The following is an 11,744-nucleotide window of genomic DNA, read 5'->3' as shown; positions in this document are numbered from 1 at the left end:
GGTTATCCGCGGCGGGCCAGCGTCGCGCCGTCGGCGAAGTAGGCTTTAATCCCGGCGAGGATCGACTCGGCCACCTCCTGCTGGAATTTGGCCGTTTTCAGTTTCCGCTCTTCTTCCACGTTACTGATAAACGCCGTCTCCACCAGAATGGAGGGGATATCAGGCGCCTTCAGTACCGCAAAGCCCGCCTGCTCTACCCGATTCTTGTGCAAATTATTGATATTGCCCATTTTCTCCAGCACTGCCTTTCCGAATTTGAGGCTGTCGGCGATGGTGAGGGACTGCACCATATCGAACATGGTGTGGTCGACATAGCGGTCGCCGCTCTTGCTGACCCCACCGATCAGATCCGAGGCGTTCTGCGTCTGGGCGAGATATTTTGCCGCGGTACTGGTGGCCCCCTTGGTGGAGAGGGCAAACACCGAAGAGCCGCTGGGCTGGCGGCTGGTAAAGGCGTCGGCGTGAATCGACACGAACAGGTCGGCGCGCTGCTTCTGCGCCTTGGCGACACGCACTTTCAACGGGATAAACACGTCTTCGTTGCGGGTCATATAGGCCTTCATATTGCCTTCTTTGTCGATCAGCGCCCGCAGGCGACGGGCGATCTGTAGCACCACATCTTTCTCGCGGGTGCGATACTTCCCCACGGCACCGGAGTCTTCGCCGCCGTGCCCGGGATCGAGCATGATGACAATCGGCCGGTCGCGCCCGGCTTTGCCCGGCTGCGGCCCGCTTTGCGCCGGCGGCACCTGCCGCTCCAGATCGCCTTTGTTGTAATCCTCGAGCAGCGCCAGCAGCGGATCCTGAACATCGGTAGCGTTGGCGGGGTAGAGATCCATCACCAGACGCTCTTTAAAGCCGGCCACCGGCGCGAGGGCAAACAGCTGCGGCTTAACGTTCTGCTTGAGTTCGAAGACCATGCGCACGGTTTGCGGATCAAACTGGCCCACCCGGGCGGACTTAATAAAGGGATCGTCAGCGCGGATCTGGCCCCCCATGCCCTTCAGTACCGAGTTCAGGTTAACCCCCTCCAGATCGACCACTACCCGTTCCGGATTACTGAGGGCAAACTGCCGGTATTTCAGCACATGATTCGATTCCACCGTGACGCGGGTGTAGGTCGATGCTGGCCAGACGCGAACAGCGACCACCCGCGCGGCGGCGGCCAGCCCAACAGGGCTCACGCTCATTAACCACATGGCGCCCGCCCCCTGCAATAAACGGCGACGGCTTAATCCAGAGTTGTTTCCCGACATGCCACTCCCAAGCAATAAAAACGCATTTATACCCAAAACAAACAGATTGACCAGAAACTTTAACGAAAGGCATATAACCTGTCATCTATAAAAGGGTAAACATTCATTGACACCCTGCGCCGGGTCACATGTTTTTCGCGGCTTAGCCTCAAATTGGGGCTTGCGCTTAACGGCAAAACAGAATAAAAATACAATAATTACGAATAATCATGCATTGAGGGTTTGTCATGGTGAAGGAACGTCGCACTGAACTGGTAGAAGGATTCCGCCATTCTGTTCCCTATATTAATGCCCATCGGGGAAAAACGTTTGTCATCATGCTGGGCGGCGAAGCCATTGAGCATGAAAATTTCTCAAATATTGTCAATGACATAGGATTATTGCATAGCCTGGGCATTCGCCTGGTGGTGGTCTATGGCGCCCGCCCGCAGATTGACGCTAACCTCGCCGAGCACCATCACGAGCCGGTCTATCACAAGCAGACGCGAGTGACTGACGCCAAAACGCTGGAGCTGGTTAAGCAGGCGGCGGGGATGCTGCAGCTGGAGATCACCGCCCGTCTGTCGATGAGCCTCAACAACACCCCGCTGCAGGGGGCCCATATCAACGTTGTCAGCGGCAACTTTATCATTGCCCAGCCGCTGGGCGTCGATGACGGCGTCGATTATTGCCACAGCGGACGCATTCGCCGCATTGACGAAGAGGCGATTCATCGTCAGCTCGACAGCGGCGCCATTGTCCTGATGGGGCCGGTCGCGGTGTCGGTCACCGGCGAGAGCTTTAACCTGACTTCGGAAGAGATCGCTACCCAGCTGGCCATCAAGCTGAAGGCGGAGAAAATGATCGGCTTCTGTTCGTCGCAAGGGGTTTACAACCAGGCCGGGGAAATTGTCTCCGAACTGTTCCCTAATGAGGCGCAAGCCCGCGTCGAAGAGCTGGAAGCAGACGAAGACTATAACTCCGGCACCGTGCGCTTCCTGCGCGGGGCGGTGAAGGCCTGCCGCAGCGGCGTACGGCGCTGCCACCTGATCAGCTATCAGGAAAATGGCGCGCTGCTGCAGGAGCTGTTTTCACGCGACGGCATCGGCACCCAGATCGTCATGGAGAGCGCGGAGCAGATCCGTCGGGCGACCATCAATGATATCGGCGGTATTCTTGAGCTGATAAGCCCGCTCGAGCAGCAGGGCATTCTGGTACGCCGTTCCCGCGAACAGCTGGAGATGGAGATCGACAAATTCACCATTATTCAGCGCGATAACACCACCATCGCCTGCGCCGCCCTCTATCCTTTCCCGGAAGAGAAGATCGGCGAAATGGCCTGCGTGGCGGTGCATCCGGATTACCGGAGCTCGTCGCGGGGAGAGGTGCTGCTGGAGCGTATTGCCGCTCAGGCCAGGCAGATGGGACTGAGCAAGCTGTTCGTGTTAACCACCCGCAGCATCCACTGGTTCCAGGAGCGCGGCTTCACGCCGGTGGATATCGACCTGCTGCCGGAGAGTAAAAAGCAGATGTATAACTATCAGCGCCGGTCGAAGGTGCTGATGGCCGACCTCGCTTAAGCCCTTCTCCTCTCTATCTAACGGCCCGGGATAGCGCGACGCTTATCGCTTTATCCCCGGCCGGTCTCCCGCCCCTCTTCCCGCCAGCCTGGCGTACGCACGCGGGCGAAATTCCTGGTTTCCGCGCAGGCCATTTCTTTCTCGCTGGCTCACCGATATGCTATTGGCTGTCGACAGGACGTCGACTGGCGCCGCGGCCGCCACCCGCCCTGTAAGGATCGCTTAAAGAATGGAAACCAAACCGAACTGGCTGGTCAGACATATTAATCTCATCACCACCGCGGTCGCCCTCTATCCGTGGTTGCTGATGATACTGCTCCTCTGGGATAACCAGCGCCATCATCAGCATGGCTATGCCGCGCTCGGCGCCGCCATCGCGATATTATTTCTGCTGGCCCTGACGTCCGGCATGAATCTTCTCATCTCCTCGCTGGTGATTTTTTGTGCCCGCTGTTCCACCCCACCGCTGGCCGGCGGCGCAGCAGTCCGCTTTTTCGCGATGAACTCGATCTCGGCGCTCTGGCTTTTCCCTCTGTTCTTTAGTTACTGATTTTTCCGCCAGCCCGGGCGACGGCTGCAGCATTTTCCATCGCCCGGACCCGGCGTCTCATGGGGTTTCGCGCCCGGCGAAAATCTCCGCCAGGCCGCTGCGCCGTTCGGTGCGCGTCACAATGGCCTGGGAGAGCACCTGCTCGTCGGCATAGAGCGACAACCGCCGTTTCGCGCGGGTGATCGCCGTGTAGACCAGTTCGCGGGTCACCAGCGGGACGCTGCGCGCCGGCAGGATCAGCGCCGCGTGTTCGAACTCCGAGCCCTGCGATTTATGCACGGTCATCGCCCAGGCGGTATCATGCTCCGGCAGACGGCTCGGCTGCACCGACTTGATGGCGCCGTCGGGCATCAGGAACCACACCCGCAGCTCGCCGTTGCGCTCCAGGGCGATGCCGATATCGCCGTTAAACAGCCCCAGCGCGCTGTCGTTGCGCGATATCATGATCGGTCGGCCATCATACCAGCGAGAGTGGCGCGGCAGGGCGATCGCCCGCTGGCGGTTGAGCCGCTGCTCCAGCCGCTCATTGACGCCGCTCACGCCATACGGCCCCTCGCGCAGCGCGCACAGCAGCTGGAATTCGCTGAAAGCGGCCAGCATGGCCTGCGGTTCGGCCCGCTCGCGGCGCAGCTGCAGGTAGCGCTCATAGCCCTGCTGAGCCGCGCCGAGCATGGCTTCGTACTCTTCGGTCGTGCTGAGGGGATGAAGCGCGATATCGTCAAACGGCTGGCGCAGCGTGGCCTTCACCTCCGCGCGCGCGCCAGCGTTCACCGCCCGCGCCAGGCTCCCGATGCCGGAGTGACTACCGAAGCGATAGCTCTTTTGCAGCAGGCACAAACTGTCTCTCAGCGCGCCCGCGATAGCCCCCTCGCCCGCCGGCACCGGCGAACCGGTCAGCCGGGTCAGCTCCTGCGCCCGCGCGGCGGTATAGCCCGAACTCGCCCAGGCGCAGATATCCCCCAGCACCGCCCCCGCTTCTACGGAGGCCAGCTGGTCGCGATCGCCGAGGAAAATCACCCGCCCGTGGGCCGGCAGCGCGTCGATAAGCCGCGACATCATCGGCAGGTCGATCATCGAGGCTTCATCCACCACCAGCACGTCCAGATGCAGCGGGTTGCCGGCGTGATAGCGCATCCGCTGGCTGCCTGGCTGGGCGCCCAGCAGACGATGCAGCGTGCTGGCCTCGGTGGGAATCAACGCTTTCTGCGCGTCGGTCAGCGGCAATTTTCTCAGCGCCGCGCCCAGCGATTCGGTCAGACGCGCCGCCGCTTTCCCCGTCGGTGCCGCCAGGCGAATACGACAGCGTGGGCTGTCTTCGATCTGGATCAGCGCCGCCAGAAGCTTCGCCACGGTGGTGGTCTTCCCGGTCCCGGGACCGCCGGAGATCACTGAGATGCGGCGGGTCAGCGCCACCGCCGCGGCCACTTTTTGCCAGTCGGTTTCGCCGGTGGCAGGGAACAGGGCATTCAGGGTTGACGCCAGCCGGGCCTCATCCATCTCCAGCACCCGGTTGGCTTCATTGAAGAAGCGGGCGACGGTCAGCTCGTTGCGCCACATCCGATTCAGATAGAGCCGGTCGCCGCACAAAATCATCGGCGCCGGAGCATCGCCGCAGCTCACCGCCGACGACGCGAGCAGCAGTGCGGGCCAGTCCTCCGGCGCGCCGGCTTCGGCCAGCAGCCGATCGCGGATCTCCCCCGCTTTACCGCTCAGCGCCTCGTCGCCGCTCAACCGCGAGAGCGGCAGACAGACGTGCCCCTCGCCGGCATCCCGGCTCAGCAAGGCCGCCGCCAGCTTGACCGCCGGCGGGTCGTTTTGCGCCACCATCAGGGCAAACTGGACGTCCAGCGGCCGCAGCAGACGCTGCTCCACCGCCGCCAGCAGTAGTTGTTCGAAAGTCATGAGGCCTCCTCCTGAGTTTCTCCGGCAAAAAGCTGATCCAGACCGTCAATCAGCGGTCGCACCGGCCGGGTGGTGAAGATCCCCTGCCCCCCCTCCTGCCCGTCCATGCCGCGCAGGAAAAGATAAATCACGCCGCCGAAGTGGCGGTCATAGTCATAATCGGCCAGCCGGTGGCGCAGATAGCGGTGCAGCGCCAGGCTATACAGCTGATACTGTAGATCGTAGCGGTGGGCACGCATCGCCTGCTCCATCGCCGGCCGGGTGTAGGCCTCGCGATCTTCCCCCAGCCAGTTGGATTTGTAATCCAGCAGGTAATAACGGCCTTCGTGACGGAAGACCAGATCGATAAAGCCCTTCAGCATGCCGCGCACCTGGCGGAAATCCAGCGGCGGCGTGTCGGCAGAGAGGGGATCGTACTGGCGGATAAGCGCGTCAAGGCGCTCCGCCGTCAGCAGCTGGGCGATGGGCAGGTAAAATGCCATCTCCACCTGTTTATCCCGCGCCGCAAGCTGATTGAGCGCGATATCCGGCCCCGGCAGGCGGGTCTTCAGCACGCCCCCCAGCCAGTCGGTCAGCACCGGCGCCCACTGCGCGTCAAACCCGCTCAGCTGCAGCTTCTCCGCCATCCACCCTTCCGGCACCGGCTGGGTGAAGTCCAGCTCCTCAAACAGGCTGTGCAGGAAGGTCCCCGGCGCGGCGCCGCGCGGGAACTGGTGCGGAGTCAGCTGCGGCTCTTCCACGACTTCGCCGACGCCGGCGGCATCAACATCCAGACGCGGCAGCAAATCCTGCCCGCCGCTGAAACCATGCTGCTGCAGTCCGGAGTAACTGGTCACCCGCCAGTCGTCGGCGATGCGGCGCTGCAGCTCGCGCGCCGACAATCGCGGGATGGTCGCCGCGGGCGCCTGCCACGGGGTGAGATCCAGTTCGCCCGGAATCTGTAATGCAATATCGCCATGACAGAAGTCTGCCAGCCGCGCAGCCAGCCCGGCGGCGTCCATGGCTTCGCCCGCCTGCAGCAGCCACCCCAGCGCGCTGAGGTGGAAATCGCTGTTGCCGGATTTCCGGCTGCTGAGCGGCGCCACGCCGAGGCTGCAGTGCCAGACCGCGCGGGTCAGGGCGACGTACAGCAGGCGCAGATCTTCCGCCAGTCGTTCCGCCTCCGCCAGCTCGAGGCTGGCCTCATCCTGGCCCAGATCCAGCACCGCCGCGAACGTCTCGCGATCGTGGTAAAACGCCTGGTCCTGTTTACGAAACCGGGCGATAAACGGCAGCCAGACCAGGGGGTATTCCAGCCCTTTTGACTTGTGAATAGTGACAATTTGCACCAGGTGCTTATCGCTTTCGAGACGCATCTGCTGGCTGGCGGCGTTGCTGTCCGGCTCGGCGATATGCTGCGCCAGCCAGCGCACCAGGGCATGCTCGCTTTCCAGCTGGCTGGCCGCCTCCTGCAGCAGTTCGCTGATGTGCAGAATGTCGGTTAAGCGCCGCTCGCCGCCGCGGGTCGCCAGCAGATTCTCGGCGATATGTCGGGCTGTCATCAACGCCCGCAGCATCGGCATCACTCCGCGCTGCCGCCAAATCTGGCGGTATTCGCTGAACTCTTCCACCAGCGCGTCCCACGCCTGCTCATCCTGGTTCAGGTTTTCAATATCCAGCGCGGTCAGGCCAAACATCGACGTCGCCAGCGCGCTGCGCAGGGTATTTTCCCGCTCCGGGGCCAGCACCGCCTGCAATAGCCAGAGCAGCTCCTGGGCCTCCAGCGTCTCAAAAACGCTGTCGCGGTTGGAGAGGTAGACCGAGGGAATACCCAGCGTCTGCAGCGCTTCACGCACCTGCGCCGCCTCCAGCCGGTTGCGCACCAGCACGGTAATATCCGAAGCCTGTACCGGGCGCGAGGTTTCCCCGCGCCACAGCAGCGCGCGCCCCCGCTGACCGGCGCTCAGCCAGTCGCGGATCTGCGTGGCGCAGAGCTGCGCCATAAAGGTCTGATAATCGCCAGACCCGACAGTGTCGCCGGGCATCAGCCAGACGTTCATCGCCGGTACGTCCGCCGCGTCAACGGTAAAGCGCAGCCCCTTGTTCTTCGCCGCCGCCTTCACCGGCAGGAACGGGATCTCGTGGAACATGAAGGGGTTATCGCTGAGGCTGAACAGCCGATTGACGCTGCCCACCATGCCCGGCGAGGAGCGCCAGTTGGTATCGAGGGTGTAGTGCGCGGCAACGTCGCCGCGCGCTTTCATATAGGTAAAGATATCGGCGCCGCGAAAGGCGTAGATGGCCTGCTTGGGATCGCCGATCAGCAGCAGAGCCGTCTCCGGCTGCCGGCGCCAGATGCGGCGAAAAATCCGGTACTGCTGAGGGTCGGTGTCCTGAAATTCATCGATCATCGCCACTGGAAAACGCTGGCGAATGGCGCTGGCCAGCGTCTCGCCGCTGTCGCCGCGCAGCGCCTCGTCAAGCCGGCCGAGCATATCGTCAAACCCCAGCTCGCCGCGGCGGCGCTTTTCGCGGGCGACCGCATCGCGGATCTCGACCATCGCTCTCGCCAGCACCAGATCGGTGAGCGTCAGCGAGGAGGCCAGCAACGACTCTACGGCGCTAAACAGGGGATGCACCGGCGGTTCGCCACCGGCTTTGGTGCGCTCGAGCAGAAACGACTGGGCAAATTTCTCCAGCGCGTCGGGCAGCTGGTAGCTTAACGTCTCTTCCTGCGCCCAGGCGTTCACTTTCTCCATCCACTTGCCCTGGTTGCCGCGATTAAACTTCCGCCGGTCAAGGCCGGAATTTTCCAGCACGCCTTCGATCTCGCCCACCTGCTCACGCCACTGCTGCTTGAGCGAGTCAATGCGGGCGATGATCTGCTGATGGCGTTCGGCCAGCGTCTCGTTAGGGGCTGGCGGCGACTTAAGCTGCGGCGCTTCGCCCTGCAGCCAGCGGTCAAGGGACTTCAGCAGATCGCGCGGCCCTTTCCAGACGTCGTGGATCACCGCCGCGATATCGCGGGTCAGGGGATAGCAGTGGCGGCGCCAGAAATCGGCGCAGGCCTGATAGCGCAGGCGGGATTCATCCTCGATCAGCTGTTGCTCGAACAGCATGCCCGACTCGAAGGCGTTAAGGCTCAGCATCCGTTGGCAAAAGCCGTGGATGGTGAATACCGCCGCCTCGTCCATCTGCCGTTCAGCCAGCAGCAGCGTCTTCGCAGCGTCATCTTTATCGGCGATCTCCGCCAACAACGCGCTGTAGAGCGGATTGTCGGATTCGCCGCGCAGGCAGGCGATGCGCAGTTCGTGGATGTTGCTGCGGATACGGCCGCGCAGCTCTTCGGTCGCCGCCTCGGTAAAGGTCACCACCAGCAGTTCTTCAACGCTGATGGCGCGGGGATAGGCGGCCTCACCGCCCAGCCCCAACAGCAGCCGCAGATACAGCACGGCGATGGTAAAGGTTTTTCCGGTGCCCGCAGAGGCTTCTATCAGGCGCTCGCCGATCAGGGGCAAGCGCAGGGGATCCAAAGACTCAGCGGTGTCGGTCATTCATTCTCTCGCATCAGGGGTAAGGATTGCTGCAATGCGCTGACGTTTTCCCACACTTTGCCGCCTTTCGGCTGGGCATAGTCCGCTTTGCCATTCTGGCTACCGGAAATCTGGGACAAGATCGTCATGCCCTGCGGATCCACCACCGTCTGATGGAAGAAGTCGGCAAGTTTTTGCGGCGTCAGCAGTTTAATCTGAGCCACTACTTTATCACGTGAATCAAAACGCATATTACCGCGATCGAAATCTTTGCTCAGTTTCGAGGCTTCATCGCCCAGCGTCTGCGGCGCCTGCAGCATCTGGCTTATCACCGCCTGCTGGAGCTGAGCAAACTCTTCCGGCTTCATCGCCCGCAGCTTCGCCTCCGCGGTGGGGAAGAAGGCCTGGAACCGCTGCCAGAGGAAGGCCGGCTGCTTATCGCTACTCTGCAGCAGGAAGCCCATGCCCCACTGGCGCCCCACGTTCATCGGGAAGGCAAAGACCGCGTAGCCGAGCTGCTCTTCAGTACGCAGCTGGTTGTAGAACCACGGCTGAATGATCTGCCCCAGCAGGGTGCTGGCGGCGGTGCTGCTGAACTCATCCACGTTGGGCGGCGCAAACACCGCGGCCAGCGCGGAGTCGGTGCTATTGCCCGCTTTGTTGAAGATCGCCAGCTGCTGCCGGTTCACCACCACGTCTTTATTACGGCACCATTCGTTGCCGTCAGCGCCCAGCTGCTGCTGGATCTGGCGGGCCAGGGTCGTGGCGGCATCGGCGGTCATATTGCCGATCACCATCAGTTCAGGACGCCCCCTGGTTTTCAGGTTGGCGCGGTAGTCGAGCACCTCTTTAAGGGTAATGGAGGGCAGCAGCGCCCGGCGCACTTCGCGCTGGAAGTACGGCACCTGCGAGACCATCTGGATCGGCATTATCGCCTGATCGTAGGCTTTGCCTTTCTCGGCGGAATCCATCATCTGCGCATACCAGGATTTGGCCTGCTCCAGCTGCTCCTCGGTCGGCGTATAGCTGAAGTATCCCTGCAACAGATCGCTGAACAGCGCCGGAAGATGCTGGGTATAGCCGTTGGCATTGACCATTAATCCGTTATTAGCGCCGGTAGAGAACGAAATGCCGCCGACCGCCGCCTGGTTACTGAGCTGGTCGAGGGCGATGCCGGCGAGATAATCGTTGAGGGCAAACATCACCTGCCGGCGAGCGCTGTCCATCGCCTGGGGATTACGCAGCACCAGGGAGATGTCCGCCTTCGGCTCGCTGGCAAAATACTGGCTCGGGGCATACACCACCCGCAGCGTCGGTTCATCAAGGATCAGCTGCGGATGCGGCCAGGCTTTATCGCTTTTGATAAGGGTGAAGTCATCCGGAATATAGGGGTTGAGCGCCGGCAGCTGCAGCTGGATGGCCTGCGATTTGTGCTGCCAGTCAGCGAACGTCTGCTCGCTAATCTTATCCACCTGATACGGCGCATCGACAAAGTAGGCCGTCTTGTTATGCGGCTCCTGGGGGCTGATATACCAGATGCGGGCGTTCTGCGGGGTCATCATCGCCAGCCGGTCTTTGATCGCCTGCGGGTCGTACTGGTCGGCAATATTCACCACGTCCAGCGCATGCTCGACCGGCACTCGGATCATGGTGTCCGCCAGCCATTCCACGTAGTCCATGTCGCGGTTGATCGACGGATAGCGGAAATCCAGCGCCAGTACATGCGCCAGTTCGTCGAAGTACCGTTTATCGATGCCCTGAGTACGCAGGAGGCCGAGGTAGCTGAAAATGGCCGCCGTCACTTCATCGCGGTGCGCCAGGCCTTTGTCGGTGAGGGTGGCTGAGATCGCCAGTACGCCGCTGTTGCCGTTTACCACCGGATCGGAATCGGCGCGGATACCTTCCGCCAGACCCTGTTTTTGCAACCAGTCAGAGAGCGTGCCCGGGCTGCGGTTGCCGATAAGATAGGTGACCAGCTCATCGGTTTTGCTGCGGAAGCGATCGCTGTTGTTGTCGATGCGAAACTCGACGCGCAGCACTTTACGCGGCATCGCCGGCACATAGTGAATAATGATGCCTTTTTGCGCATCCGTGACCACCGGGACGGTAATTTCCGGCCTGCTGATCTGACGATTCGGCACGCGGCCAAAGGTGTCCGCAGCCATGCGCGCCAGCGCCGGCAACGGCTTGTTGCTGTAGATCACCGCTTTCATCAGATTGGCGGAGTACCAGCTATCGCGGAAGGTGTGCAGCGCATCAAGCACCGGGCTGCCGGGCTTATCGCTGAGCGTCTCGAGGTTGCCGCCGGAGAAGTGGGCCGCCGGGTGAGCCGGGTTGATGGTCTCCGCGCTGACCTGGGCCATGCGCATCCCGTCTCGCGTCCGGGCCATCGTCAGCTCGGCGTTGACCGCGTTACGTTCGCGGTCGGCATATTTTTTATCCAGCAGCGGCGCGGCGATGGCGTCGGCCAGGCGATCTACGGCCCCGTCCAGCGCATCATTTTCCACTTCAAGATAAAACGCGGTGCGGTAGGGCGCGGTACTGGCGTTATGGCTGCCGCCGTGCAGCTTAAGAAACTCTGCAAGGCTGTCAGGCTGGGGATATTTTTGCGACCCCATCAGCGTCATATGTTCCAGAAAATGCGCCAGCCCCTGATGATCTGCCGGATCCTGCAGGGATCCCACCGGCACCACCAGCGCCGACAGCGATTTCACCGCCTGCGGATCGGAAACCAGCAGCACGACCATGTCGTTATCAAGGCGGATCGCCTGATACTGACGCGTATCTTTTTCGCTTTTGCGGATCGTCTCCTGAATCGGCTGCCATCCGGTGTCGGCCTGACTAAACGGCGCCCAGAGGACGGCCAGCACAACAAAAACCTTGAACCATAAACTGCGGGGCATTCACGAACCTCATCATTAACAAACTTGCGCTGCACAGCGTGCAGCCTTTTATGTCCATCAGT

6 protein-coding genes are annotated in these 11,744 nt (G+C 61.8%); 2 read left to right on the top strand and 4 right to left on the bottom strand.

Features of this window, described 5'->3' with window-relative positions; all coding sequences use genetic code 11:
* Nucleotides 1–2 precede the first annotated feature (2 nt).
* Nucleotides 3–1,256: an N-acetylmuramoyl-L-alanine amidase AmiC gene (gene amiC, locus AB1E37_RS04550; protein WP_004174538.1), complete on the bottom strand. Its 1,254-nt coding sequence runs from the start codon at nucleotides 1,254–1,256 to the stop codon at nucleotides 3–5.
* A gap of 227 nt (nucleotides 1,257–1,483) precedes the next feature.
* Here amiC and argA point away from each other — a divergent pair, with 227 nt between their 5' ends.
* The gene (gene argA / locus AB1E37_RS04545) at nucleotides 1,484–2,815 is read left to right on the top strand and encodes an amino-acid N-acetyltransferase (RefSeq protein WP_004149616.1); all 1,332 of its coding nucleotides are present in this window, start codon (nucleotides 1,484–1,486) and stop codon (nucleotides 2,813–2,815) included.
* A 229-nt stretch (nucleotides 2,816–3,044) separates the two neighbouring features.
* The gene (locus AB1E37_RS04540) at nucleotides 3,045–3,365 is read left to right on the top strand and encodes a hypothetical protein (protein WP_004900320.1); all 321 of its coding nucleotides are present in this window, start codon (nucleotides 3,045–3,047) and stop codon (nucleotides 3,363–3,365) included.
* A gap of 57 nt (nucleotides 3,366–3,422) precedes the next feature.
* Here the strand turns inward: AB1E37_RS04540 and recD are convergent, their stop codons facing one another.
* From recD to ptrA, 3 genes are read right to left on the bottom strand one after another with little or no spacing between them, the layout of a single operon-like run.
* Nucleotides 3,423–5,267, bottom strand: a complete 1,845-nt coding sequence (gene recD / locus AB1E37_RS04535; RefSeq protein WP_004900323.1) for an exodeoxyribonuclease V subunit alpha — start codon at nucleotides 5,265–5,267, stop codon at nucleotides 3,423–3,425.
* Nucleotides 5,264–8,800, bottom strand: a complete 3,537-nt coding sequence (gene recB, locus AB1E37_RS04530) for an exodeoxyribonuclease V subunit beta (RefSeq protein WP_004900327.1) — start codon at nucleotides 8,798–8,800, stop codon at nucleotides 5,264–5,266. Before recB ends, recD begins: the two co-directional genes overlap by 4 nt.
* Nucleotides 8,797–11,682 (bottom strand): pitrilysin, encoded by a 2,886-nt coding sequence (gene ptrA / locus AB1E37_RS04525; RefSeq protein ID WP_014599249.1) that lies wholly within the window; start codon nucleotides 11,680–11,682, stop codon nucleotides 8,797–8,799. The genes recB and ptrA overlap by 4 nt, the downstream gene beginning before the upstream one ends.
* Between the last annotated feature and the right edge of the window lie 62 nt (nucleotides 11,683–11,744).

Source organism: Klebsiella sp. Shm-1 (genome assembly GCF_040804525.1).
GTDB classification, from domain to species: domain Bacteria; phylum Pseudomonadota; class Gammaproteobacteria; order Enterobacterales; family Enterobacteriaceae; genus Klebsiella; species Klebsiella pneumoniae.
Note: the sequence above shows the minus strand (reverse complement) of the source record. Positions and strands in the feature narration are given on the sequence as shown.

Excerpts from the sequence above, each read along its gene's own strand:
- ptrA (WP_014599249.1), bottom strand. The coding sequence starts at position 11,682 with ATGCCCCGCAGTTTATGGTTCAAGGTTTTTGTTGTGCTGGCCGTCCTC.
- recB (WP_004900327.1), bottom strand. The coding sequence starts at position 8,800 with ATGACCGACACCGCTGAGTCTTTGGATCCCCTGCGCTTGCCCCTGATC.
- argA (WP_004149616.1), top strand. The coding sequence starts at position 1,484 with ATGGTGAAGGAACGTCGCACTGAACTGGTAGAAGGATTCCGCCATTCT.
- AB1E37_RS04540 (WP_004900320.1), top strand. The coding sequence starts at position 3,045 with ATGGAAACCAAACCGAACTGGCTGGTCAGACATATTAATCTCATCACC.
- amiC (WP_004174538.1), bottom strand. The coding sequence starts at position 1,256 with ATGTCGGGAAACAACTCTGGATTAAGCCGTCGCCGTTTATTGCAGGGG.
- recD (WP_004900323.1), bottom strand. The coding sequence starts at position 5,267 with ATGACTTTCGAACAACTACTGCTGGCGGCGGTGGAGCAGCGTCTGCTG.